This window comes from Alcanivorax sp. NBRC 101098 (genome assembly GCF_001010505.1).
In the GTDB taxonomy this organism is placed as follows: domain Bacteria; phylum Pseudomonadota; class Gammaproteobacteria; order Pseudomonadales; family Alcanivoracaceae; genus Alcanivorax; species Alcanivorax borkumensis.
In genome coordinates, this window is the sequence record NZ_AP014613.1 from 821,031 (window position 1) to 846,795 (window position 25,765).

Annotated in this window: 20 protein-coding genes; 8 read left to right on the top strand and 12 right to left on the bottom strand. The window is 55.8% G+C overall.

The genetic code is table 11. The features are described 5' to 3' along the window. The first annotated feature begins 358 nt into the window (after positions 1-358). On the top strand, positions 359-1,033 hold the full coding sequence (locus tag AS19_RS03780; protein ID WP_011588017.1) for a hypothetical protein: 675 nt from the start codon (positions 359-361) through the stop codon (positions 1,031-1,033). Positions 1,034-1,123: 90 nt separating this feature from the next. Here AS19_RS03780 and AS19_RS03785 read toward each other — a convergent pair whose 3' ends face one another. Both AS19_RS03785 and recQ read right to left on the bottom strand, forming a co-directional pair. Further along, a complete protein-coding gene (locus AS19_RS03785) occupies positions 1,124-2,503 on the bottom strand; it encodes a DEAD/DEAH box helicase (protein WP_046961705.1) in 1,380 nt (459 codons plus the stop codon). A 459-nt stretch (positions 2,504-2,962) separates the two neighbouring features. After that, positions 2,963-5,104 (bottom strand): DNA helicase RecQ, encoded by a 2,142-nt coding sequence (recQ, locus tag AS19_RS03790; RefSeq protein ID WP_011588019.1) that lies wholly within the window; start codon positions 5,102-5,104, stop codon positions 2,963-2,965. A 100-nt stretch (positions 5,105-5,204) separates the two neighbouring features. On the opposite strand from recQ, the gene chrA reads away from it, so the two are divergent. Beyond that, complete coding sequence (gene chrA / locus AS19_RS03795) at positions 5,205-6,347, top strand: chromate efflux transporter (RefSeq protein WP_046961706.1); 1,143 nt, start codon at positions 5,205-5,207, stop codon at positions 6,345-6,347. 101 nt (positions 6,348-6,448) lie between these two features. Here the strand turns inward: chrA and AS19_RS03800 are convergent, their stop codons facing one another. Then, complete coding sequence (locus AS19_RS03800; protein ID WP_011588021.1) at positions 6,449-7,195, bottom strand: ParA family protein; 747 nt, start codon at positions 7,193-7,195, stop codon at positions 6,449-6,451. Positions 7,196-7,500: 305 nt separating this feature from the next. On the opposite strand from AS19_RS03800, the gene AS19_RS03805 reads away from it, so the two are divergent. After that, positions 7,501-8,547, top strand: coding sequence for a DUF4062 domain-containing protein (locus tag AS19_RS03805; protein WP_231483486.1), 1,047 nt, complete (start codon positions 7,501-7,503; stop codon positions 8,545-8,547). Between the two features lie 135 nt (positions 8,548-8,682). Here the strand turns inward: AS19_RS03805 and AS19_RS03810 are convergent, their stop codons facing one another. Next, a complete protein-coding gene (locus AS19_RS03810; protein ID WP_035460828.1) occupies positions 8,683-10,401 on the bottom strand; it encodes a proline--tRNA ligase in 1,719 nt (572 codons plus the stop codon). A gap of 147 nt (positions 10,402-10,548) precedes the next feature. Between AS19_RS03810 and AS19_RS03815 the strand changes: the two genes are divergently transcribed. Then, the gene (locus tag AS19_RS03815) at positions 10,549-10,956 is read left to right on the top strand and encodes a PaaI family thioesterase (RefSeq protein ID WP_011588024.1); all 408 of its coding nucleotides are present in this window, start codon (positions 10,549-10,551) and stop codon (positions 10,954-10,956) included. 104 nt (positions 10,957-11,060) lie between these two features. On the opposite strand, the gene AS19_RS03820 is transcribed toward AS19_RS03815, so the two are convergent. The 8 genes from AS19_RS03820 to AS19_RS03855 all read right to left on the bottom strand — a co-directional run bounded on the left by AS19_RS03820 (position 11,061) and on the right by AS19_RS03855 (position 21,226). Continuing rightward, entirely contained in the window at positions 11,061-14,558 is a 3,498-nt protein-coding gene (locus AS19_RS03820) for a translocation/assembly module TamB domain-containing protein (protein ID WP_035460826.1), read from the bottom strand. After that, complete coding sequence (locus tag AS19_RS03825) at positions 14,555-16,315, bottom strand: autotransporter assembly complex family protein (protein ID WP_046961707.1); 1,761 nt, start codon at positions 16,313-16,315, stop codon at positions 14,555-14,557. Before AS19_RS03825 ends, AS19_RS03820 begins: the two co-directional genes overlap by 4 nt. Before the next feature lie 68 nt (positions 16,316-16,383). After that, positions 16,384-17,037: a response regulator transcription factor gene (locus AS19_RS03830; protein WP_011588027.1), complete on the bottom strand. Its 654-nt coding sequence runs from the start codon at positions 17,035-17,037 to the stop codon at positions 16,384-16,386. Continuing rightward, the gene (locus AS19_RS03835) at positions 17,034-18,236 is read right to left on the bottom strand and encodes a HAMP domain-containing histidine kinase (RefSeq protein ID WP_011588028.1); all 1,203 of its coding nucleotides are present in this window, start codon (positions 18,234-18,236) and stop codon (positions 17,034-17,036) included. Before AS19_RS03835 ends, AS19_RS03830 begins: the two co-directional genes overlap by 4 nt. 135 nt (positions 18,237-18,371) lie before the next feature. After that, entirely contained in the window at positions 18,372-18,989 is a 618-nt protein-coding gene (locus AS19_RS03840; RefSeq protein WP_011588029.1) for a class I SAM-dependent methyltransferase, read from the bottom strand. Positions 18,990-19,000: 11 nt separating this feature from the next. Then, positions 19,001-20,221 (bottom strand): hypothetical protein, encoded by a 1,221-nt coding sequence (locus AS19_RS03845; protein WP_011588030.1) that lies wholly within the window; start codon positions 20,219-20,221, stop codon positions 19,001-19,003. 194 nt (positions 20,222-20,415) lie between these two features. Next, the gene (locus AS19_RS03850) at positions 20,416-20,715 is read right to left on the bottom strand and encodes a PA4642 family protein (RefSeq protein ID WP_011588031.1); all 300 of its coding nucleotides are present in this window, start codon (positions 20,713-20,715) and stop codon (positions 20,416-20,418) included. 136 nt (positions 20,716-20,851) lie between these two features. Beyond that, the gene (locus tag AS19_RS03855; RefSeq protein WP_011588032.1) at positions 20,852-21,226 is read right to left on the bottom strand and encodes an HU family DNA-binding protein; all 375 of its coding nucleotides are present in this window, start codon (positions 21,224-21,226) and stop codon (positions 20,852-20,854) included. Between the two features lie 368 nt (positions 21,227-21,594). Here AS19_RS03855 and aspS point away from each other — a divergent pair, with 368 nt between their 5' ends. The 4 genes from aspS (at position 21,595) to ruvA (ending at position 25,674) form a co-directional block, all read left to right on the top strand. Then, complete coding sequence (gene aspS / locus AS19_RS03860; protein WP_011588033.1) at positions 21,595-23,358, top strand: aspartate--tRNA ligase; 1,764 nt, start codon at positions 21,595-21,597, stop codon at positions 23,356-23,358. Positions 23,359-23,451: 93 nt separating this feature from the next. Then, entirely contained in the window at positions 23,452-24,195 is a 744-nt protein-coding gene (locus AS19_RS03865; protein WP_011588034.1) for a YebC/PmpR family DNA-binding transcriptional regulator, read from the top strand. 248 nt (positions 24,196-24,443) lie between these two features. Continuing rightward, positions 24,444-24,962 carry a crossover junction endodeoxyribonuclease RuvC gene (gene ruvC / locus AS19_RS03870; RefSeq protein WP_011588035.1) on the top strand — a complete coding sequence of 173 codons (519 nt, stop codon included), beginning with the start codon at positions 24,444-24,446 and terminating at the stop codon, positions 24,960-24,962. A gap of 109 nt (positions 24,963-25,071) precedes the next feature. Beyond that, on the top strand, positions 25,072-25,674 hold the full coding sequence (gene ruvA / locus AS19_RS03875) for a Holliday junction branch migration protein RuvA (protein ID WP_041704901.1): 603 nt from the start codon (positions 25,072-25,074) through the stop codon (positions 25,672-25,674). Positions 25,675-25,765 lie beyond the last annotated feature (91 nt).

Sequence of the window (25,765 nt, forward strand, 5' to 3'; positions counted from 1 at the left end):
TTCTCGGCTTGCCAACAAACGTGTGTCTTTATTTATGATGTGAACCCCGCAGCATCTGGGGCCGGAGGGTATTTGAGTACCGCGCATGGCTTGTGATGCCAGCAAACAGAAGCATTGCGCAGGCTGCTGGGGCCGGCATCACTGGTGTGGCACGGCGTTGGAGCAGGCAAACGGGTGTGGATCGGCAGCTCGAGAGTCGGCTACACATGACGCCCGTTAGCCCCATATACGTATAGCCTTTGTTATTCCGGCCTGATCGGCGTTTCCCCTGCGCCCATGGCACCGTTATTATGGCCAACTTGATCGGCCGCCCATTAGGTGGCCTGGGCACACAGACCTGTAAAGCAAGGATCTAACAATGAAAAACGTGGTGGCGATTCCAGCAAACCCGGCGCTGGTGAACAGCACAGAAGATTTTATTCATGCGGTTGAAAACGACCGTAAAGATAGCGCAGAAAAGTTTATTGAGATGGTGGACCACCTGACCGATCGTGTTATTAGCCTGCTTCTTTTGGAACCGGCCAACAGGACCGAGCTTTCTGGCGGCCAGAAAAAAGTGATCGATTTTGCCGTTTCAACGGGGAGTAAGGCGTCCAGCATGCTGACTCGCCAGATTTTCAAAAAAATCACGAGCAAAGAGTTTTCGCGGGTATTGGCCAATGTAAAGGAGATGTACTGGCCGGCCGGTGACGATAACGATAACCAGGCGTATATGGCGTTTGCGGTGGATGACGATTTTGCCGAGCGCTTCCATAAGGCCACTGAATTGTGTGCAGCGGGTAAAGGAACCGAAGAGGTGTCGCTGGTAATCCGTGCAATGAATGATGTGTCGGACAAAGTGATTGATGAGGTTTTTGTCGCCAATACCAAGGAAGTGAAGGTGGGGTTTGTGTCCCAGAAAGCCTTGAATGTAGGGGTGGACGGTAGCCGCAAAGCGATGCATGCGGTGAACAACAAGGTTTTGAAAGACCTGAGTGATGCCGATCTAAAGGCCTATATGGAGCAGTATCAGAGCCTGTTGCGCCAGCGTTAAGGTTTTGGCGTGAGTACAAAAAACGGGGCCTGTAGGCCCCGTTTTTTGTTCGCCATCAGTTGCCGGGCGTTATGCGTCTCGCCACGGCATTTAGGCTTTGTTGCCATTGGCGGGGTGGTTGCCTGGGGGACGACGGCGGCGTTGTCCATTTCCGGCAGGTTTGGCGCCATGGCTACTATTGCCGCCATTACCACTCTGGTTTCCCTTGCTGCCCTGTTGGGCGCGCTGGCCGTTACCCGAGGGCTGGCCGTTGCGGTTCCTGCCTGCGGAGGCAGGTTTAGGCTTCTTGGGGCGCTTGCTCTTGGGGGGAAGGGGCGCGCGGCCGGTAGGTAAGGGTTCGCTAGGCTCAAAGCCCGCTACAATTTTGCGTTCCAGCTGCTGTTGGGTCAGGCGTTCAATGTCTTTGAGCTGCTGGAATTCGTCGGCACTGACCAGAGAGATGGCTTGGCCAGTGGCGCCGGCCCGGCCAGTACGGCCGATGCGGTGCACGTAATCTTCGGGAACATTGGGCAGGTCCACATTGACGACCTGAGGCAGCTGCTCGATATCCAAGCCACGGGCGGCGATATCCGTGGCGACCAGGGCGCGGACTTTACCATTCTTGAAATCAGCCAGTGCCCGGGTGCGAGCATTCTGGCTTTTGTTGCCGTGGATGGCCGCCGCTTCGATACCGTTGGCTTCCAATTGCTTGGCCAGTTTATTGGCCCCATGTTTGGTGCGGCTGAATACCAACACTTGGAACCAACCGTTTTCTTGAATCAAATGGGTAAGCAAAGCGGGTTTGCGCTTTTTGTCCACCGGGGCAATCCACTGTGTCACCAGTTCGGTAGTGGTATTGCGTGGGCTAATATCCACTTCCACCGGGTCGTTGACCAGGCCTTTGGCCAGCGCGCGAATTTCCGGCGAGAAGGTGGCAGAGAACATCAGGTTCTGCCGCTTGGGCGGCAGTTTCGCAAGAATTTTGCGGATGTCGTGGATAAAGCCCATATCCAACATACGGTCGGCTTCATCCAGAATAAGCACTTCCAAGTGATCAAACTTCACCGCGTTCTGCTGGTATAGGTCCAGCAGGCGCCCCGGAGTTGCCACCAGCACATCGCAACCGCCACGCAAGCGTTGCATTTGTGGATTGATCTTCACTCCACCGAATACCACGGTGGACGTTAGGGGCAGGTTCTTGCCGTAGGTGGCCACACTCTCTGCTACTTGGGCGGCCAATTCGCGGGTCGGCGTGAGCACCAGAGCCCGGACTTGGTTATTGCGGGCGGGTGAGCCCGTGCGCAGGCGCTCCAGAAGCGGCAACGTAAAGCCGGCGGTTTTGCCGGTACCGGTCTGGGCTGCGGCCATCACATCACGGCCAGAGAGTACGGCGGGAATGGCCTGAGCCTGAATAGGAGAAGGGGTGTCGTAGCCACGTTCAGCGACGGCCGCTTGCAGGGCATCACACAGCCCGAGATCTGAAAAATGCATGAAGTTGGGAGGATCAGCTGGAAAAGGGCGGCAAGCCTAACTGATCCGGGCGGTGAACACGAGTAATGCTTGGTAAAGCCGATGACCGGTTTAGGCCGTTAAGAGGTTGGCATGTTCCCCTGTATAGATTCTTCCTGTTCCTTTTTTTCCTCCTCCCGCTGTTTGTTTTTTGTACTTGCGTTAGCCTAATCCAGTAGTGGATTTTGTTGTATCGGTATAATTTTTTGCTTACATCGGCGTCATCATTACCGTGCCGAAGTTGAGTATGGCCTGCCGGTGGTCTACAGCCGCTACGAGATTGGCTTAGTACATCGTTGATCAAACTTCCTGACACTGTAGTTTCCGCGTTCGTTTAAGAGAGGCACGGAAAAAGAGTGAAATAACCAGTTTAGGGCAGATGGTTAGCTGCCAGGATTCAGAGATCACTGAGGAAAAGACGGTGTTTCTGCGCAGGGAGGTTTAGCACTGCGCCAAAATGGCTTGACGTACACAATGAAGAACGCCTGTGGGCCAGTCATCGGCTAGTTGTTCTTTGATCTGGCGGTAGCTGAACGTGTCTTCGGCCAAGTTAGCTTGGCTAAGCAAGGCATCTTGAATAATACCGATTTCTACGTGGCTAAGGCCCAACGCTTGTTCCAGTGACAACTTACCGCTCACGATTAGTTTGCTCAATGCTCGGTAGATGGTCTGTTCGTTCACGTTCTGTTGTCGGGCGATAGCGGGTGGATCCATGTTGGCCAGGGCCAGAGTAAGAATGTCGTTGCTGTCGGGGCCGGCAGCGTCTGCCTCGTCGTTGTCATTACCCTCTGCGTGGCCATTCAGGACAGCTAAAAAGTCGTCACTGTAACGGTCCAGTTTGCGATCGCCCACCCCGCTTACGGCGGAAAATTCCCGATGGTTACGTGGCCGAATGGCGAGCATGTCCATCAGGGTGGCGTCGTGGAACACTACGTAGGGTGGCACGCCTTCTTCTTCTGCCAACCGTTTGCGACAGGCGCGCAGCGCTTCCCAGAGTGTGCGGTCGGCCTCTGCCACGTTGGATTGGCTTTTGCGCAGGCCCGCTTTCTTCGCTTTGGCGATTTCCTTGCGCAGGAGCAGGGGCTGCTCGCCGCGCAAATAAGGGCGGCAAGCATCGGTGAGCTGGAGAGCCCCGTAACCATTCATGTCCACGGTGAGAAGCCCACGGGCTACCAGTTGACGGTAAATGCTGCGCCACTGGGTAGCGCTGAATTCGTTACCGATGTTCCAGGTGGACACATGGTCGTGGCCGGCGCTGGCGACTTTGTCCGAGCGGTTGCCGGTAAGGACGTCGATTAAATGGTTGACGCCAAAGCGTTGTCCGGTGCGATACACACAGCTTAGGGCTTTTTGAGCTGCCTCGGTGGCGTCGAAGGTTTCCGGTGGGTGCAGGCAGGTGTCGCAGTTGCCGCAGGGTTTTTCCAGGGTTTCGCCAAAATAATGTAGCAGGGCCTGACGGCGGCAGTGGGTGATTTCACATAGCCCTAGCATGCTTTCCAAACGCTGGTTTTCATTGCGCTTGTGTTGCTCGTTGCCGCTGCCCTGGGCGAGCATCTGTTTTAATTTGATGGCATCTTCCAGTCCATAGGCCATCCAGGCGGTGGCCGGATTACCGTCGCGGCCGGCACGGCCAGTTTCTTGATAGTAGGACTCGATGCTTTTAGGTAAATCCAGGTGTGCCACAAAGCGTACATCGGGCTTGTCGATACCCATGCCAAAAGCAATCGTTGCCACCATGACGATGCCGTCTTCGCGTAAAAACCGCTGCTGATGTTTTTCCCGCATGGGACCAGACAGCCCGGCGTGGTAGGGCAGGGCATTGATGCCTTGCTGGCATAACCATTCAGCCACCCGGTCCACCTTGTTACGTGACAGGCAGTAGACGATGCCGGCTTCGCCGGCGTGTTCTGCGCGCAGCAGGCGCAGTAGTTGGTTGCGGGCGCCGTCCTTGCGTTCGATGCGGTACTGGATATTGGGGCGATCAAAGCTGGAGACAAAATGCCGTGCCTGAGTTAGGTCGAGTCGCTCGGCGATTTCCGTGCGGGTGCGCTGGTCCGCGGTGGCGGTTAGCGCAATGCGCGGCACATCCGGAAATTCCCGGTGCAGCAAGGATAGCTGCAGATAGTCGTTGCGGAAGTCATGGCCCCATTGGGAAACGCAGTGGGCTTCATCAATGGCGAACAGGGCAATCTCAGCCTGTTTCAGCAGCGCCAGGGTGCGCGGTTGTATGAGCCGTTCGGGGGCGATGTAGAGCATGTCCAGCTCACCCTGCAGCAGGGCGCTTTCCAGCGCCCGGGCCTGATCGTGCGCCAGGGTGGAGTTAAGAAAGGCCGCTCTCACCCCTAACGCTTTAAGGGCGTCCACTTGGTCTTGCATCAGTGCAATCAATGGGCTGATCACTACACCGGTACCTGTGCGCACCAGTGCGGGAATCTGGTAGCAAAGAGATTTACCGCCCCCGGTGGGCATGAGCACTAAGGCGTCGTCACCTTGTATCAGGGTATCGATAACGGTCTGTTGTTCACCACGGAATTGATGATAGCCGAAGACATGTTCGAGCACGGAGTGGGCATTGGATTGCATGGTCGGGAGTATACCTGCAGGGCGGAAACGATGACATCCGTCTGACACTACGGTGTGGTAGCGTTTTGGGTACAACTGATAATAGGTGTGAGTGCAGTTAATGACCGATATTTTTCGGCAGTTTTTGTTGTTGGGTTTGATCAGCTTTGGCGGGCCGGCGGCGCACGTGGGCTATTTCCATCAGCGTTTCGTGGTGCAACTGCAATGGCTGAATGACGAGGATTTTGCGCGCTTGTTGGCGCTTACCCAGTTTCTACCGGGGCCGGCATCCAGCCAGTTGGGCTTTGCTATCGGTCGGTTACGGGGTGGGGTGGCTGGCGCTTTTGTGGCGTTTATAGGCTTTACTCTCCCGTCTTTTCTCTTGATGGGGTTGCTGGCCCTTTATGCCAACGCATTGCCGCTCTGGCTGCAGGGGGGAGTGATCAGCGGGCTTAAGTGGCTGGCGGTGGTCGTGGTTGCTGATGCGGTATGGAATATGGGGCGGCGCTTCTGTACCCATAAATTGACCCGGTGTTTGGCAATGGTGGTGGCGTTACTGTTAATCGGTTGGCCTACCCTCTACGGGCAAGTGATCGCGTTGCTGTTAGCGGCGATTGTGGGGTGGCGTTGGTTGCGCCCAGTGCTAGCCGGCCCAGCTGTGGGCAAGCCCGTGCTACGGCGGCGTCCTTTGGTGCTGTTTGGGCTATTAGTGGTGGCGGCGCTGTTAACTGACGGACCGTTGCTGGCGCTGTGGAATGATTTCTTCACCGCCGGCGCCTTGGTTTTCGGCGGCGGCCATGTGGTTCTCCCCTTGCTGCAGGAATTGGTGGGCTCACGGCTGAGCCCGGATGCCTTCCTCACCGGCTACGCCGCCGCGCAAGCGGTGCCCGGGCCGATGTTCTCATTGGCCTCCTACTTAGGGGCTGTGTTATTGCCGGCTAGCCCGTGGTGGGGCGCATTGATTGCCACCCTGGCCATTTTTTTGCCCGGTTTCTTACTGGTGTTGGGGTTGATGGACGCTTGGCAGTGGTTGTCTTCTCGTCCTGCACTAGCCGGGGCGGTGGCGGGCATCAATGCGGCAGTGGTTGGGTTGCTGTTGGCGGCGCTTTATCAGCCTGTGTTTGTTTCCGCGGTGCATGATGTTTGGGATCTGTTGGCGGTGTTGACTGGTTTATTGTTGCTGTACAGCGGCAAGGTGCCGCTATGGGGGATGGTGCTGTGCATGACGATGCTGGGCGTGCTGGCACAGACCATGCTGAACTAAGCTTTTTTCTGGCGCCACATTGGTGCCCTTGGGACTTGTCCTCGGGGCTACCAAGTAAGGAGAGGTTCGCCTCTCACGAAAAGCCCCCCCGCCTAGAGAAACTATAATTTCAATTTTCCGACAATCTCGAACCACATGGCGCGAAAAGCTTGGGCGCTTGGGGTGTAGGGGGCAAACTCGCCTACTGGGGCTCTGTGGTCGCCCATCTGCTCCACGTGAGTGGAATAGGGAATCCAGGTTTTTAGCCCGCCTTTCATTGCCTTGGGGCGCTTCACCAGCATTTCCACGTGTAGATCCCGGTGGCGATCCACCATGTTGAAAAACGGCACTACGGTTAGGTTCTTGTAGTTTTTGCTGTCCAGCCAGTCGAGAACCTGCTGGAAAGCACGCACTGACAGGTGAGTGGGAATCACTGGGACAAACAGATAATCAACCGCAGCGAAGATGCTTTCGGCCATCGGGCTTAAGGTGGGAGGGCAATCCAGAATAACCAGCTCGTAGCTTTCCCCCAGCGGAGCAATCAATTGTTTCAGGCGGTTTTTGGCGCCGCCATTTTCGATTAGCTTGATGTCCGCATTACGCATGGAAAGATCGGCAGGGATAGCATCCAGGTTGCTCCAGCGGGTTTCCCGTTTTAGTCGGCCGATCGGTTGTTTGCCTTTGATCAAGTTGCCTGCTTTGTAGCCATCGCCATCATCTACGCCCAAGTAGAAGCTGGCGGCACCTTGTGGGTCTAGGTCCCAAAGCAGAGTGCGGTGTTTCCAGCGAGCAGCATGCCAGGCAATGTTCACTGCTGTTGAGGTCTTACCTACACCCCCTTTCAGGTTGTAAAAGGCAATGGTTTGCATGGCGTTCCTTTCCTGTAAACTTTGAAAGTGTATTGCGGGCAAGTTGTTGAAAAGCCCCATAGGGCAAGGGGAAGGGCTTTTCAAAGCCTGCGTGGGCTTCCTTTGCCGCCGGTGCAATCAGCCATTATAGCGGCCTTGGCCGCGTTATAGACTGGGCTCAGGCTAGCATGAACCAGTTAAATGTCCATGTCGGGTGTATGCTGGGCTTTCAGGCTACCAGGCTGGCTTGTGATCGGGGCAGTCAGGCGTTTTAATAACCATCCGCCGACCGAACCCAATGGGCCGGAATTACAAAGAATGAGGTCATGATCAGGGTGAGCGCGACAGCCAACAAATGCTATCAAGCCTTTATCAGCGCCACGTTTCCCGATATGCGGGGAGCGCGCCAGGCGTTGATGCCGCCCATGTTGGCTAGTGGCCTGATTCCCACCGGATTGGACAGTGCTGCTGCAGAATGTAATACGCTGTTGCCGGTCATCCAGACGCTGATTGATAGCAGTGATTATTTCATTCTGATTGTGGGAGGTCGTTACGGAACGCTCTCTCCTATGGGCTTGAGTGAGATACATCGCGAGTACATTTTCGCCGCGACTAAACGCAAACCTATCATCGCGTTTATTCATGATAATCCTTCTGAGCTGTCGGAAGCACAACGCGAGCCCACCCGTGAAGGGCAGGTGCGACGAGACGATTTTGTTCGCCTGCTAGAAGAAAAAGTGGTCTGTTATCGGTGGAGTACCGAAGCGGGCTTGAATGCGCTTGCTGGTAAGGTTATCCCTAACTTTATTCGGGATCACCAAGCGGTGGGGTGGGTACGTGCCGATCAGGTTGGTGAGGGCCTCGGCGCCTCGAGTGAAGCGCTGAAGGCGCGTATTGAAATGCTCGAAAAAGAGCGGGAAGAGGCCTTTAACCAAGCACGCCCACCATTGAGGACTCTAGCCCGAGGTGGGGACCGGGTGGCACTGGATTATTCTTGTAATGTTTATGAGGGCGGTGACTGTAAGCTGGCCACGGTGACTACTAAAATTAGCTGGGACCAGGCGTTTTCTTGTGTGGCGCCACTAATGCTGAACCCGGTGGCTGAGTCGGTGTTGCAGAAGGCCCTGGAAGGTTTTATTGGCCGTAAAGCATTGGGGGATGTGCAGGCAGATTTTCCGCGAGCTCATGCGGTACGCAACGTGGTGCTGGCAACGCATGCTTTTAATCAGGTGAAAATTCATCTGCGAGCACTGGGGCTGATTAACCGCTCCGCGGAAAAAGATAGCCGAGGCCTACCGCTCTGGCAATTGACGGCCCACGGCGACAATACCATGAGCCAAGTGATGGCGGTAAAGCGGAGCGTTAAGGTCTAGCTGATAATTGATAACGGCGCGAATGGGCCGTTGGTGATTCTCAAAAGTAAAGAGGCCGCGCCCATTCTATGGGCGCGGCCTCTTGCATTTCGAGGAATGACTTACTGTCTTACGACAGCTACCTATTCTTAATGATCAATTCATTCCCATCTTCTCTTTCAGGAACGCCACAATCTCGTCCATGGCCACCTCGGTCTTGTCCGCATCTCGGCGGCCCTTGTACTCAAGCACGCCGTTGTCCATGCCACGTTCAGCGATCACGATGCGATGGGGGATGCCCAGCAGTTCGGTGTCGGCCAGTTTCACGCCCAAGCGTTCTTTTTCCCGATCATCGAACAATACTTCAATACCCATGGCGGTGAGTTCTGCGTAGAGCTTTTCCGCTAGCTCTCTCTCACGGGGGCTCTTTTTGATGTTCACCGGCACTAGGGCCACCTGGAACGGTGCAATGGCTTCTGGCCAGATGATGCCCCGGTCGTCGTTGTTCTGTTCAATGGCAGCGGCGACTACGCGGGTGACGCCAATGCCGTAGCAGCCCATAGGCATGACCACCGATTTACCATTCTCATCCAGTACGGTGGCACCCAAGGCTTCGGAGTATTTGGTGCCCAGCTGGAAAATATGGCCAACCTCAATACCGCGTTTGATGGTCAGCGTGCCGCTACCATCTGGGCTTGGGTCGCCGTCCACCACATTGCGGAGGTCAGCAATTTGCGGCAGCGCCACGTCGCGCTCCCAGTTGATATTGAAGTAGTGTTTGCCGTCTTCGTTGGCGCCGGCGCCGAAGTCGCTCATCACTGCCACGCTGCGATCAGCGATAACCGTAAATGGTAGGTCTACGGGGCCGAGGGAACCGGGGCCTGCACCTACTGCTTTGCGAATCTCCTCTTCGCTGGCAAATTCCAGCGGTGTGGCGACGGCATCCAGTTTCTCGGCTTTAATATCGTTCAGTTCGTGATCGCCACGCACCAGTAATGCTACCAGCTGGCCTTCTTCTGCCCCTTTAACAACCAATGTCTTGATGGTTTTTTCAATGGGCAGGTTGAATTGAGTCACCAGCTCTTCAATGGTTTTAGCGTTGGGGGTGTCTACCTTTTCTATGGCCGCGCCTGGGGCCGGGCGTTCGCTGGTGGGTGCCAACGCCTCCGCCAGTTCTACATTGGCCGCGTAATCGGAACCATCGGAAAAGGCGATATCATCCTCACCCGACTCGGCCAGCACATGGAATTCATGGCTGGCGGCCCCGCCGATGGCACCGGTATCGGCTTCTACCGGGCGGTAATCTAGGCCCAGGCGATCAAAGATGGCGCAGTAGGCGCGGTGCATGATCTGGTAGGTGTCTGCCAGGGAGTCCATATTAGTGTGGAAGGAGTAGGCGTCCTTCATGATGAATTCGCGAGAGCGCATGATGCCGAAACGCGGGCGAATTTCGTCACGGAATTTGGTTTGAATCTGGTAGAAATTGGCGGGGAGCTGTTTGTAGCTGTGCAGCTCATTGCGCACCATGTCGGTGATCACTTCTTCATGGGTGGGGCCCAGGCAGAAGGGATTGTTGTGCCGATCGGTAATACGCAGCAGTTCAGGGCCATAGGCCGGAGCGCGGCCGGACTCTTCCCACAGCTCCATGGGTTGAACCACTGGCATCAGCACTTCCTGAGCGCCGGCCCGGTCCATTTCTTCCCGGATCACCTGCTCCACTTTGCGTAATACCCGTAACCCGGATGGCAGCCAAGTATAAAGACCGGAAGCCAGTTTGCGGACCATGCCGGCACGCAGCATTAGCTGGTGGCTGGTTACAACGGCGTCTGCAGGAGTTTCTTTAACGGTAGCAAGCAAATACTGGGAGGTGCGCATAAAAGGAGTCTTCGGCCAATTGATTCGATAAGCCCTCCATTCTATGGGCAAAGGGCACGGCTAACCAGTCATCCGCGTTTTCCTGCACTGTGTTTATTTGTTCGGCTTTCGTATGCTTGGGCTCTCTGAGTTAATTGAGAAATAGATATGCTGAATGCACAACAAGTGCAGGATCTGATTTACCAAGGTTTGCCGGCGGCTTCGCAAGAGGGGCTGCAGATCGAAGCGGTAGGGGAGCAAAGGGCGCGATTGCGCTCTCCGTTTCGACCTTCGACCCTGCGCCCCGGCGGTAGTATCTCAGGGCCAACCATGATGGGACTGGCCGATGCGGCCATGTACGCGGCAATCTTGGCTGAGTTGGGCCAGGTGGAGATGGCCGTAACGCAGAACCTGAACATCAATTTTTTGTCACGCCCGGCGCCAGCGGATCTGATTGCTGAAGCGGTGATCTTGCGGTTGGGCCGGCGCGCTGCGGTATTGGAAGTACAGCTGTTCAGTGAGGGTAATGATGAAATGGTGGCTCACGTCACCGGGACCTACGCGCTGCCGCATTGAGTTACACGCTACGAAAAAAGATAGGGAAAGGCGGAAAAGTGCGTGCTTTCTACAGGAGGCTTTATGCTACCTGGCGGCTAGTAGCTCAGCGCTAGTCGCTGCTGTTACCTCAGTTCTTTCTCCCAGATCACATCAATGCTGTTAGCTTCGCTGCTAGAGCGTGCTTCCAGGTGCAAGCTTCGTGTCAGGGTGTAGCGCAGGATGACGGTGGAAATGGCGTCGAACAAGCCTACCGCATAGGTCAGATATAAGCGTTCTGAGAGTTGTTTGCCGAGCATCAGGGCAGCGTCATCGCTTTCCCAGTCGCTGCCGACGCTGATCTCATCTACCCCCAGTTTGTCGCCGATTTTCTCGGTGACACCACTGCCTCTTTCCAGCCCGTACAATGCCAATGCCTGGGCGATTTTATTACCCTCGCTCTTGGAGCCGCTTTCTAATGGTCGTCCGGTGAGCAGATAAGACATGGCCTGGCTTTGTTCCATGCTGGGGTCAGAAAACAGTGATGCATTCGGTTCTTGCAAGGTGCCACTCAATTGCACACCCGCCACGACCCCTTCGCTGGGAATTTTGCGGATGGCGCGAATATCTAGGCCGGGGTTCTCCGGCGGCCCTTGGAAAATCAGCTGGCCGTCGCTGATGGCCAGGTTCTGACCGTAGGCTCGGTAGCGCCCTTCGAGGATGATTAGCTCGCCATTGAGTTGTGGTGGACGCTGGGGTTTCTGTTCCACTTGCAGAGCGCCTCCGAGCATGGCATCGAGCCCGAACCCATTAAAATGCACCTTATCTCCCAGGGTCAGGGTTACATCCATGGCCAGCGGAAGAGGAGTGGTGCTGTCCGCCTGTTGGTGCACCAGTACTTGGTCTTTGCTGACGGTGATGGCGCCTTCTGGAATTTCCACTGGGCTAATTTCGGCTTCAGGTATGGTCAAGGAGCCGCTTAGGGTCAGCCCTTCCAGTGAGCCTGTCAGAGTCAGATCCGGTGTTAACAAAATGCGAGCATCGGGCCGGTCGGCGGCGAGAAGACGGTCGCCGCTGAGGGTAAGTTGCATGGGGATATTCGGCTGGCTGGGATCCACAGCACCATTAAGTGCCACGGTGTTCGATCCCATTTGCGCAGAACCGATGATATCCAGCTGGCCCTGGGGGTTACCCTGAATGGCTACCTGTACATCGGCTATATCCACTCCGAGGAAGGGAATCAATGTTTGCCCATTCTGCAGCGTGATAGCACCGTTCATGATGGGTTGGCGGAGACTGCCGGCCAGGGAAAAGTCGCCGTTGATGCTCCCTTTAACTTCACGGAGGTCGGCGGTGAACAGTTCCACGAAGGCTAGGCTGCTCAGATCAAAATTCACGTCGCCTTGCAACGTGGCGTCGAGCCCCAGCCCATGTTCCAGTTGTGCATGGGCATTGCCTAGCGCGGTGGTCAGGGTTAGCGCGCTGTTGACTCGTTGATTGGCCAGGTTGCCGTGCAGGCTTAGTTGTTTGATTTCCAGCGGAGGGGGCGCATCCGCCGTATTGATGGTGATATTGGCCTCTCGGCTTTGCAGGGCAAACTGACCTTTCGGGTTGTCCAGCGGACCCTGCACTGAAAGGTTCGCATCGACGGTGCCCTCCATCGATAGAGTGGGGCCAAGCAGAGTATTGATCAGGGCCAGTGGCAGGTCGGCCAAGCGGGCTTGAGCTTCTAGGGTATTGGCGGCGTGATTACCTTGCAGACACAGGCGGCTGGGGGCCTGAACCAGGCAGAACGGACTCAAAGATTGTGACTGGGCCGATAGGCGCAGGGTGCTGTCGGTATCCTGTTGCCAGATGCCGAGCTGAAGGTGTTGTAGCCGGGTGTCGGCAAGAGTGCCTTGCCATGTGTTACCTGCGGTATTCATGCCCCCCTGCAAACGGGTGTTCAGTTCCACCGTATCGCGGCGGGCGCTAGCGGTGAGTTGGTGCTCGGCCCAAGTGCCGTCGGCGCTGAGGGCAAAAGTGCCGACGTGCTCGGTGTTGGCCTGCGTTAGCTGGTGACCGTTCAAGGTGAGTGACATCGATCCTGGTTGGGATGTCTGTGGTAGCCGTAATTGCGAAAAACGGCTTTGCATTTGACCCAGAGACCAGTCTTGCCAACTTAGGTTATTGACAGTGAGCTGGCCGCTGAGGGCGGGGTCGTTGTAACGGCCGTTAAGTTGAATTTGCCCTGCCACGCTGCCTGCCAGGCCGGGGTAGAGTTGTTCTAATCGTGTGAGGTTCAGCTTGCTGCGTAGTTGCCACTGTGGCCATACCTGGCCATTGGCTTGAAGCCAGTTATCGCCCCAGCGTCCTTGGCTGCGTAACTGCAGTTGTTGTTTGCCATTGGCCGTCTGGCTTTGCACTGTACTGGTCACGGATAAAGGTTGTTGGCGAACGTCCCCGCGCAGGCTGAGCTCACTGGGAGACAGGGACCAGCGGTCGCCGTCCCACTGTCCTTTGCTGTGGCCGTCGATGGCCAACTGGCCGGGCAAAAGTGGATGCAGCAGGGCGGTATCCAGGTCGCCGCTTAGATCCAGATCCCAACTTAACGGACTGAACAGGACTTGCCCGCGGCTGCCCAGCGTTTGCTCGCCGTCCTTGACGGTTAGGTCGTGCAGAGTAATGCCGCCGGGTATCAGGGCGCTATCCAGAGTGATTGCTACCTTGCGCTCCCCACTGGCGAGGCCAGTGTGTCCTTTCAGCTGCAGTGCGTCGAGTGGCCCATGGGTGCCTAGCTCCCCTTTGCCCAGCGCCAACGGTTGCGGCAGGGTTAGCGGCAATGCTTGAGCGGGCCAGTGGTGCTGTAAAGCGATTTGCCACTGGCCATCTTTTAGCAGCCATTGCCCCTGGCTTTGCAGTTTCACCGGGCCGCTAAGCTGGTGATGGATCTGGAGCTGACTCAATGGGCCGGTCAGGGTGAGCTGGCCATTGGCATGGCTAGCTTGCAGGGTGTCGCTTTCGGGTAGCGGCAGAGCCCAGCTGGCGGTGCCCTGCACATCAAAGGGGGCGGTGAGTTTGCCCTGGGCGGTGGCTTGTACGTTGGCGCCGGCTAAGGTGAGGGTTTGCAGGCGGGCGATCTGGAAGCGCCGCCAGGCGGCCAGGTTGTCTGCTTCCAGCTGGCGAATCAGAACAGTGTCGTTTAGCTGGAAGGTACCCACGGTGAGTGCGTCGATGCGGATACCGAAAGGCAGTAGCAGGCTATCGGGCAGGGAGTCCGGTTGTGGCGGGGTATCATCGGCGGGCGGCAAGGTAACGTGCAAGGTCCCCAGTGAGAGCGACGTCAGTTCCAGCCAGCCTTTCAGTAGGGCGTGCGGTGCCAGCTCAGCGCTGAGCTGGTCCAGGCGGATATTGAGTTCCTGATAGCGGTAGTCGATATGGTTCAGGGTGATCCCGCTGAGCAGGCTGCCATGCCACTCACCCACAGTAAGTTCGCCGGGGATAAAGGGGGTAGCTTGTTCCAGTATCCAGCGGTTGCCGGTGGCGGTGCCCAGCAGCAACGCCAGGGCCAGGAGGCAGACCAATAACAGGCTGAGCAACACCAGCAAGCCGCGGGTCAGTATTTGCCCCATGGCAAAGCCGTACAGGCGTTGGCGGCTGATCATAAGTCTGGCCCCATGCTCAGGTGCACCCGCCAGTCGCGATGCTCATCCACAGCTCGGGCCATGTCCAACCGGATGGGGCCCAGTGGCGAGCGCCAGCGAATACCCAGGCCGGCACTGTGGCGGGCTTCAAATTCATCGAATTCATTGAAGGCATTGCCGGCATCGGTGAACACGGCCAAGTGCCATTTTTCAGTAAGTGAGTGGTCGTACTCCAGGCTGCCAGTGGCCTGGTTGCGCCCGCCGATGACCTCGCCATTGCTGTCTTCAGGGCCGAGAGAGTCATAAGCGAAACCACGCACACTGGAGTCGCCGCCGGCGAAGAAGCGAATAGAGGCGGGGAGTTCGGTCACATCAGTAACTTCGGTATAACCCAGGTCGGTACGCATCAATACGCGCCCGCCCAGTAAGGGAAAAAGAATTTTTGCGCCACTGGTGAACTGAAAAAAGTCCGCGGTGGATGACAGGCTCTGGGTAGCAAAACGCATGGCGGTGCTGAGACGCCAGCCGAAGGTAGGGTAGACCGGGTCGTCGGCTTTGACGCGGCTTAACTGGAAACCGGGTATCAACAATTCGGCTTGATCTACTTGGTCTGCGATTTGATAAGTCTCACGCAGGAACTCCAGGGAGGTGGTCGCTACCCAGTGATTTTCCAGCTCGACGATATAATCGGCCCCAGTGCTCCAGCGTTCGTTTTCGTTGCTGTCGGTGTTTTCGTTGATAAAACTGGTGTGCAGATCGAGCCGTTCATGGAGCGGGTCTTTGAGCGGAATTTGGTAGCTCGCCCCGGCGCCCTGTTGCACTTTAGACAGTTCGGTTTCTGCCCGGAAGCGGTGCCCCGCTTCGTTCACCCGGCGGTTTTCCACGCCCAGCCTCACCCGCGGCCCGGTATCGGTACTGACACCTATGCCCGTGAGTAGCGACCAACGGTTGTTGTCGGTGAGCGTAATGCTGACGGGAATCCGGCGGGTGGTGTCGTTGGGCTTCCCTTTTTGAACCTGCACCGCGCTGAAATAGCCGGCGCCCAAAAAAGCCTGCTGGGTTTGTAACATGCGACCACTGTCGTAGGGCTCGCCTTCCTGAAAACTTACATAGGCGTTGACCAGCGAACGCTCAAGCACGCTGCCGGTTAGGCTGATCCCGCCGAAGTGATAGCGCGGCCCGCTGTCCACATGAAGGGTGATGCTGGCGCGGTGTTGTTTGGTATCCACCTCGAGGGTGTGCACGGTCAGTTCGCCTTGAACATAGCCGCGGCTGATCAGGTGCTGTTGCAGGCTTTTCTTCAGGTTGCTGTAGCGATCATGCTGAAGCCGTTGGCCGATGGCCAACTGGGTTTTTTCCAGCAGCGTGGAGAACGCCGGATCCTGGGCTGCATCGCCAGTAATTTCCACTTTTAGGTGCGTGAGTATCACCGGGGGGCCAGTGTTCACATCCAGGGTGAAGCTGACGCAATTGCTGTTTTCATCGGTGGACAGGTTTAGCTGGCTATCGTAATAACCCATAGCCTGTAATGCACCGGTGCTGTTGGCAATGATCTGCCGGCGAATCAGCCCATATTGGGCCTGGGGGGGGTGGCAAGGGTAGCGTGAGAGATCGATCAGGGCCTGTATATTATGAGTCACCGCTTCGCTGGCGTTGCCGGTAATTTCTAGGCTCGGCGCGGTTTTGCTGAACGCGAGAGCAGGCAATAGCATCAGTAGTATTAGGGCGATCGCCCTGCTCTGCCATTTGTGGTGTCGATGGTGCGCCAAGCTCTGCATCCCTGTTCGTGTCAGCCCACAGTGTAAGCCAAGGGGAAGGGGAACGAGAACCTTAACGGTGAAGGTGGTTAGCCTTGTGGGGTGGGTTTGTTGGCTGTAGGGCTAACGTGCTGCTCTGTTTGTTTTTCTTGTGGAGCCTCTCTCTGAGAGTCACGTAAATAGTCGCTGGCGCTGGGACGCTTTTTCAACCGACGCTGCAGCGTGCGGCGGTGAATACCAAGGGCCTCTGCCGCACGCGAGATATTGCCGTTGTGGGCATCCAGAGTACGCTGGATGTGTTCCCACTCTAGCCGTTGCAGTGATGGAGGGCTGTCGGGTAGAGGTAAGGTCTGGCTGGCAGGGTCTGCATTAAGCGATTGCAGAATGTCGTTGGCACTCGCGGGTTTGGTCAAATAATTGTGGGCGCCACGGTGGGTGGCGGCGACGGCGGCGGCAATGCTGCCGTAGCCTGTGAGCAGAATTACCCGACAGCGGGGAAACTGTTGCCGAATCGGTTCGATCAGATCAAGACCGTTATCGTTTCCCAGATTTTGATCGAGAATGGCGCCATCGGGTGGGGTGCCCTGTGCGTTGAGTTCAGCGATCACGAGTAAGGCCTGTTCGCGACTGTGAGCGACATGAACTTGGATGCCATGACGACCCAGAGCCCGTGCGGTTTGCTCAGCCAGTAGGTCATCGTCTTCTACTAGCATCAGGTGGCGGATGGAAATGGCGTTGCTCATGATCCAGCTCCAGGGCTATCGGTGTGGGCCCAGTGGATTCGGGCTTGGGTCCAGCTATGACCAAAGTCCATTTCCAGTTCAGCGCCAATGTGTGCCAAGGCGGAATGCACTAAGGTCAACCCCATGCCAAGACCTTCGCGTTCTGAATCCGGGTGGGCTGGGCCATCGTCACTGAGTTGCAGCCGGTATTGCGATGCATGGTCGCTGACGATGATATCCAAGCGGGTGGCGCCTGCATCCATGGCGTTATAACCCAGATTACACAGTACTCGGTACCAGCTCTGACTATCGACCACAATGGGGTCTGCTTTCAACGTATGCGTCACGCTGAGCGTAGGGGCCAGATGACGCAGGTGCTGTTGTAATCGCTGTATCAGTATGCTCAGCGGCAGCCCGGATTCTAGCTGAGCTTCATTGCCTTGTTTAAGACGGTTGGCCACGTTGCGGGCCAGGTGATCCATTTGTTCCACTTCTGGACGCAGGGAGTCGGGCATCTCGGGAGCATGGATAAGGTTATCGGCCAGCATCACCAAAGTGCCTAACGGGGTGTTCAGTTCATGGGCCTGATCGGCCAAGGTCGCAGCTACTTGGTACATGTGCTCACGGCGACCGGCTAGATCCAAAGCCTGTTCTTGTTGCTTTTGTTGTTGCTGTATTAGCCGTTGAATTACTTGTCCGAGCACACTGAGCATGACTAGTAGGGCGATAAAAACAGCCGCCATTCCGGTGCTGTGAAGACCGCTGAGTTGATGAGTGAGAGCGTGTAGCGGGCTGTTCATGGCGGGCATTTGGTACCAGCTTAATGACACCATGTATCCTGCTAAAGCCAATAGCGCCACCAGTATGCCGTTGGCCATGGGTAAAGTCAGGGAGGCCATCAAGGCGGGCACTAATAAATAAAAGGAAAGGGGGTTGCCGGCACCACCGAAGCCTTGAATCAAACCAGCAAACAAAATCGCGTCCATGGCCAATTCCAACGTCAGCAATTGGCTGTGGCGCTGGGAAGGGGCTTTGCGAGTGAGTAGGGTGACAAGGTTTGGTAATAACAGCGCGCCCAGCCAGCCTAGTTCAGCCAGCTGATAGCCACTGTGGCCGAAACGTTGCAGCACGATTAGGGCGAGTGTGATGGCCAGTACTAGCAGGCTGCGCAGCCAGATGAGGCGCAGGCGCCAGTTTAATAAGGGGGGGCGGTTATCCATGGCCGCTATTGTAACGGTAAATTGGGGTGCAGAGGTGTGGCAGTTTGTCCCGCTGAGTAGGGCGCGAGTTAAAAGTTGAAACCCGAATTAACGCGCGTTCCAACTTTTAACGTTGAGCTTTTTTGTTGCGCCTCTTCAGGGCCGCAGCAATCGCCCTTCGTATAGCTCGCCAGCAAAGGCGGGCAGTTTGGGGTGGCGATGCTGGCGGGCAGTATCGGCCTGGAAGCCCGCGCGCTGGAAAATGCGCGCGGTATCACGGGTGAGCTGGCAGCCGCAAGCTAACGGTTTCCAGGCCGGATTCAAGGTTTTCTGTAGGCGCTGTATCCAAGGACGTTCGCTGAGAACATGCTCTAGCGATAGCAGACTGCCGCCTGGCTTAAGGACGCGGAACGCTTCCTGCGCGGCCTGATTCGGATCCGGGATGGTGCAGAACACTAGGCAGGCAATCACGGTATCAAAATGTTGATCAGGATAAGGCAGCTGTTGAGCGTCGCCTTCCTGGATGTGAAAGCGTTCGGGTGCGACGCACTGTTGCGCACTGTCGTGGGCCAAAGCAAGCAGCCCGCCGGCGGGTTCGATGCCGTGAATTTCCGTGGCGGCAGGGCTGTAAAAAGGGAAATTGGCGCCGGTGCCGACGCCCAGTTCCAGAACCCGACCCGTGGCTTGGGCGAGTAAACGTTGGCGGTCCCGGTAAACTGGGCGGGTAGCCCAGTTCAGTAATACTGGGAACAGCTTGTCTTCATAAAGAGACATGGGGTTGCCTGTTAGTTGCGTTTTGGGAGGATGTATTTTTCCGGGTTATTGAGCATCTCCATGCTCAGCGGATCGCTGATGATGCTGGTCAGGTTCCGATCCGTCTTCTTGCTGTACTTGCGACGCAGTTTCTCGAATTTGCGAAAACTACGGAAGTTCAGCGCATACAGCCTTACTTCCTGTAAACGTTTGTAGGAATACATGACGTCCAGCGCATCCATGGAAAATTCCGGGCGAATTTTCATGGCTTTTTCCAAATAACTGATTGCTTCATTTAGATCGCGTTTGCGATTCATGTAGATCAGCGCATTAGCGTATTCGTAATTGACGATGGGAATATCCGGGGCGAGTTTGAGCGCGTCAGCAAAAGATTCTTGCACCGTGGTGGTTCGTGCGCCGTAAGTCATGCGGCCGGTGAATTTGCCCACCCGGCGCATGATGCCGGCGTCCACACCGGCACGGAAGGCATGACCCAACGGCTGATCGGGCATGATCTCAACCACTTCTTCCGCACTGTTCTTGATCTTGCCGATATAGCGTCGGGCGACAACGATCGGTACCGGTGACTCTTCGGCGATACGAGCGATGGCGTAGGCGTATCCCAGCTTAATAGAGGCAACAATGGGGGCAACGGCCGGATCGTCAGCCGCCTCCTCCATGTCGTCGAAGTATTCCTTTGCTTGGTTGGCCACGTCCTGGAGCATCATGTACTTGGTACTCTGGCGGTCAGCCAAGTAGATAGCGTACATCAGCTGGGAAAACAGGGCGGGAATCTTACCGATGGGGCCTAGTTGTAAGCCCTCTTCGCGGGCTTCCTGAAAGTCACCGGCAAAGAATTTACGCCAGACTCGCAGACTACGTGCTTCAAGTGCCTGGTAATCGCCATCCCAACCTATGATGCCTTCTTTCATGAAGGGATACTTCGTGAACTGTTCTTCCATGTAGGCAGCAGAAGGGTAAGGTACCTTCAGGCCGCGTACCAAGTATTCCCACTTGTCACGTATCTGCTTGTCTGTGTAGGTGAAATAGCTTTTCTTGTAAGGCACTTCGTTCCATTTTTCGACGAAAATACGCTCATCCACCGGGATGTCCTGCATTTGCAGTTCTTCTGGAGAGACGTCGTCTATGTCATCTTCGGCCTTATCATCGCTGGCCGCATGGAGTTGCAAGCTGATCGCGCAGAATGCGATTAGGCACAGGGAGCGCCAAAAGGGTGCAGAATATGCTGCCATGGTGTTTTACAGCTCTTGTTGTTGTGTTTGTTGGCGAACAAATTTGCCGGGCATAGATCGCCCGTAATTGAATAACAATGCCACGCAGGCGGGATGTGGACAAGCTCTACCCAGTATGGGTTGGTGTGCAGGGACGTCGCGTTATTGTGCCGGCCCGGTTTGTGCCGGCCCGGCAGAGGGAGAAGGGAGGAAACTCAGGCGGTGGCGCCAGCGTCGCGCAGAGCCTGCGCGTATTTCGCCCCTTTCGGGTGTTGGTCAATCAGGGATAGTAGGGTGCGGCCTTGTGGATCGCGAGCATCCAAGTCCCGGTTCTGGTCCTTGAAAAATGCCAAGAAGCGGGTGAAATCCTCGGCGCGAAGGGCGCGGTAAGCTTTTTCCAGTACGTGGAAGTCCCCGTTTACACCCTCCTCGGGAGAGAAATCCAGGAACACTGCGATCTGCTCATCGGTCATCGGCTCGCCGATCACCTTCTGTTTGTCTTTACGTTCAGCCATGGGGTTCTCCTCCGTGTGCGGCGCGCATTATAGAGGGTTGCGGGCTTTGGGGGCCAGTGTAGGGCGACAAGTTGGAGTGAGGATAAACGGAATCAATGCCCACCGGGCACCGGGCACCCGGTGGTAGAGCTTGAATTTAGGCGGTCATGTCTTTCAGTTTCTTTAGCGGACGAACCTTGACCATGGTTCGGGCAGGTTTGGCTGCGAAGGTAGTCGCTTCCCCGGTAAAAGGGTTGATGCCTTTACGTGCTTTGGTGGCAGGTTTTTTCTGGGTCACGATTTTCAGCAACCCCGGTAGCGTGAACTGGCCGGCACCACGCTTTTTCAGGTGGCCTTCCATAATGTCGTTGAGTTGGTCGAAAACAGCGTTCACGTCTTTCTTGGTCAGGCCGGTGGTTTCGCTAATCTGATTGATAATCTGAGTCTTATTCATCGGTTCGGTGATGGTTTTCACCTTGCGAGCTGCTGTAGCACTGGACGCTTTAGCCGCTGTCTTTTTTTTTGCAGCCATGAATTACTTACCCCTTTTTAGTGTCTTTTTGATGTCGTATTGGCCCCGTAATGCTACGGATGACCGGCGATGCTGCCTCGTTAGCTTCGCCCCTGGATTGCGCAACGCAGAGGGTCTTTAACTAAGGTTCGCATCTTTTATATGCCATGGGTTTTCAGGGCACAAGGCGTAGATACACTCTTTTTAAAGGTATTTTGTGAAATTAGGTAGGCTTGTGCCCCGTTCGGCAGTGAATCGCCGTCTGGCATGGCTCGGGGGCCGTTGAATCGCTATACTATGGCGCCTTTTTCAGTGGTCCGGCTTCGGGGTGGCTTCAGCCAGCCTTTGATCGCCGGGCGGCGTAATCAGAATACAAGCGGATTTTAAGCATGCGAAGCCATTATTGCGGTGATTTGCGAGCCTCCCACGACGGAGAAACAGTAGAGCTTTGCGGTTGGGTCAGTCGCCGCCGTGACCACGGTGGGGTGATCTTCCTCGACCTGCGTGACCGTAATGGTCTGGTGCAGGTGGTGTTTGATCCGGACACTGTGGATGCCTTCGCGCTGGCTGACAAAGTACGCAGTGAATATGTGGTTCGCTTGAGCGGCCGGGTACGCATGCGTGACGAATCAGTGCGTAACAACAAGATGGCCACTGGTGATATCGAAGTCTTGGGTAAAGAGCTGACGATTCTTAATGAAGCGGAGACCCCGCCATTTGAGTTGGATGCCCACTCCGCCGCCGGTGAAGAGGTGCGTCTCAAGTACCGTTATATGGATCTGCGTCGTCCGGACGTGTTGAAAAACTTCCAGTTCCGTTCGCGCCTGACTCATGTTGTGCGCGCCTTCCTGGAAGGCGAGGGTTTCATGGATGTGGAAACGCCGATTCTGACCCGAGCGACGCCGGAAGGTGCACGGGATTACTTGGTGCCCAGCCGAACGCATCCGGGTAGCTTTTTTGCGTTGCCGCAGTCTCCGCAGTTGTTCAAACAGCTATTGATGGTGGCGGGCTTTGATCGCTACTACCAGATTGCTAAGTGTTTCCGTGACGAAGACCTGCGAGCCGATCGCCAGCCAGAATTTACCCAGATTGATTTGGAAGCTTCCTTTGTAGAGGAAGAAGACATTATGGGCATTACCGAACGGATGGTGCGTTCGGTGTTTAAAGAATTGCTCAGTGTAGACTTACCGGATTTCCCGCGCATGCCATTCTCCGAGGCCATGCAGCGTTTCGGGTCCGACAAGCCTGACCTGCGTATTGCATTGGAGCTGATTGATATTGCCGACCTGCTTGCTGGCGTGGACTTTAAAGTGTTCTCCGGCCCGGCCAACGACCCGAAAGGTCGTGTGGCAGCCATGCGAGTGCCCGGTGGATGCAGCCTGTCGCGCAAGGATATCGATGGCTACACCAAGTTTGTCAGCATCTATGGTGCCAAGGGTTTGGCTTACATCAAAGTCAACGACTTGGCAGCCGGCGCTGAAGGTCTGCAGTCTCCGATCCTGAAGTTCCTGACCGAAGATGCCATTAAAGGCATCCTTGAGCGCACTGGCGCCGAGACCGGCGATCTGATTTTCTTCGGTGCTGATAAGGCCAAGATCGTTAACGAAGCGCTGGGTGCTCTGCGCGTCAAAGTGGGCCATGACTTGAATTTGGTCGAGGGAGAATGGGCGCCATTGTGGGTAGTGGACTTCCCCATGTTCGAGGAAGACGAAGGGCAATACCATGCGTTGCATCATCCCTTCACCATGCCCAGCTGTAGCGCGGAAGAGCTTAAGAGTAATCCGGGCGAGGCGTTATCGCGGGCCTATGACATGGTGCTTAACGGTACTGAGCTGGGTGGCGGTTCCATCCGTATCCATAGCCCAGCCATGCAACGCACTGTATTTGAAGCGCTGGGCATTTCTGATGAGGAAGCCGAGGAAAAATTCGGCTTCCTGCTAGACGGTCTGAAATACGGCGCCCCGCCCCACGGTGGCCTGGCGTTTGGGTTGGATCGCATGGTGATGTTGATGACTGGTTGTGAATCAATTCGTGATGTGATCGCTTTCCCGAAGACGCAAACGGCGGCGTGCACTATGACCAATGCACCGTCACCGGTGGACAACAAGCAGCTGCGTGAAGTTGGCGTACAGGTACGTAAAGAAGAAGGTTGATATAGGAGAAACGCAGGCAGGTATCACGCATCACGCGAAGAGGCGTGCCAGAGACGTGTTGCGTGACGCGTGCTGCGTGCTGGCGGAGGTAACATGGCAGGACATAGCAAGTGGGCCAACATCAAGCACCGTAAGGCGGCTCAGGATGCCAAGCGTGGCAAGATCTTTACCAAACTGATTCGCGAGCTCACGGTAGCGGCCAAGATGGGTGGGGGCGAGCCCAACGATAACCCGCGCTTGCGGGCCGCGATTGATAAAGCACTTGGCCAGAACATGACCCGTGACACCATCGACCGTGCGGTTAAGCGTGGCGCCGGCGGTGATGATGACGGCAGCATGGATGAAATCACCTATGAAGGTTACGGTAAGGGTGGTGTAGCGGTTCTGGTAGAAACCATGACGGACAATGTGAACCGTACCGTGGCTGAGGTGCGTCACGCGTTTTCCAAGTTCGGTGGTAATCTGGGCACGAGTGGTTCCGTGGCTTTTTTATTCACTAAACGTGGTGAGATTTTTTTCGAGCCCGGTGTGGATGAAGAAAAGCTGATGGAAGTCGCCCTGGAAGCCGGTGCCGAAGATGTGGAAGAGATGGGAGATGATGGTTTTTTGGTCATTACCACTCCGGATAAGAGCTTTGGTGAAGTGGTGGACTCCCTGCGTGCAGCTGGGTTGGAATTCGCTGAGGCGGAAGTCACCATGCACCCGTCTACAGAAGCGGAAATGGACACGGATACAGCTGAAACCGTGCAAAAGATGATCGACATGCTGGAAGATTTGGACGACGTGCAGAACGTCTACACCAATGCCAGTTGGCCGGCACCGCAAGAAGAGGAATAGCAGCGAGGTTCACGTTACAAAACAAGCTGCAAGCAAAATTAAAAGCCCCGAATCGTTTGGGGCTTTTTGCTGTCTGGGTTTCTGGGCGTGGCGGTAATCCGCCTGCGGCTTTAGGACGTGTCGCATCAGCCGTTTAACCTGAAGCGTTTCTTTGTTGGCTGGACATTTGGACAGTGCTCGGGTAGAACGGAGGCACCTACTAAGAGCTGGGCTGGGTGCCTGTCTTCTTTATTATTGGTCTGTGAAATATGGCGCTTATTCTGGGTATTGATCCCGGTTCTCGACGCACCGGTTACGGCGTAGTGGATGTGGTGGGAAATCGTTCCCGCGCGGTGGCTTTCGGTACTATTACGACTTCCCACAAGGAGATCCCGCCGCGGTTGGGTGAGATATTCGCGGGAATTGATCAGGTGGTGAAGGAATACGGGCCGGCTGAAGTGAGCATCGAAAAAGTGTTTATGGCTCGCAATGCGGATTCTGCCCTGAAATTGGGCCAGGCTCGCGGTGCAGCTATTGCGGCAGTGATGCAGGCCTGTGTGCCAGTGTTTGAATATTCGGCTCGCCAAGTAAAACAGGCCGTTGTGGGCAAAGGTGGGGCGGAAAAAAATCAGGTCGGGGAAATGGTGAAGTATCTGCTTAAACTGGATCAACGCCCGCAGGAGGACGCCGCTGATGCCCTGGCTATCGCGCTTTGTCATGCTCATATGCGTCTCTCCCTGGCTAGAATGGCTGGTGCCACATCGGTAAGGCGCGGCCGGGTTCGTTAGTGTGGTGTCTGTATTCGTTGATTGCTTCAGTGATTGATTGTGAGCATCGAATATTCGCCCTGTATTTTCTACGCGATACTTTTGTTGTGTACGGGTAAATGGAAAAATGATGATCGGACAACTTCGTGGCACCCTGTTGGAAAAACGCCCCCCGGTGCTGCTGCTGGACGTAAATGGCGTTGGCTATGAAGTCGAGGCACCGATGACGGTGTTCTACGATTTGCCCGAGGCGGGTGCGGAGCTCACCTTGCACACGCATTTTGTGGTCCGTGAAGATGCTCAGTTGCTGTATGGTTTCGCCGATCGTTATGAGCGTGAGCTGTTTCGCGCTTTGATCAAGGTGAATGGGGTGGGGCCAAAAATGGCGTTGGCTATTCTTTCTGGCATAGAGGCTGATCGTCTGGCGCGCTGTATTCAGGATCAGGACACCACGTCACTTGTGAAGGTGCCGGGCATTGGGAAAAAAACCGCCGAGCGTTTGGTTATCGAGATGAGAGACCGACTCGATAAGATTGATGGTGGGCCAGTGAGTGTGCCGGGCCGGGTCGATACGGATCAACCTGATGATGCTCGCAGTGACGCCATTGCGGCCCTGGAGGCGCTGGGCTACCGCAACAAGGATGCCGCTGTTGCGGTGGGTAAAGCGGCAGATCAAGAAGGCATGAGCAGCGAGCAACTGATCCGTAAGGCGCTTAAAAGTCTGGCCCGCTAGTGCTTTGAGCCAGAGTTGCATAACACTTTGTGATAACAGTAATGGCAGTACGGTATCAGGGTACGATACGCTAGCGACTCCCACGATATAG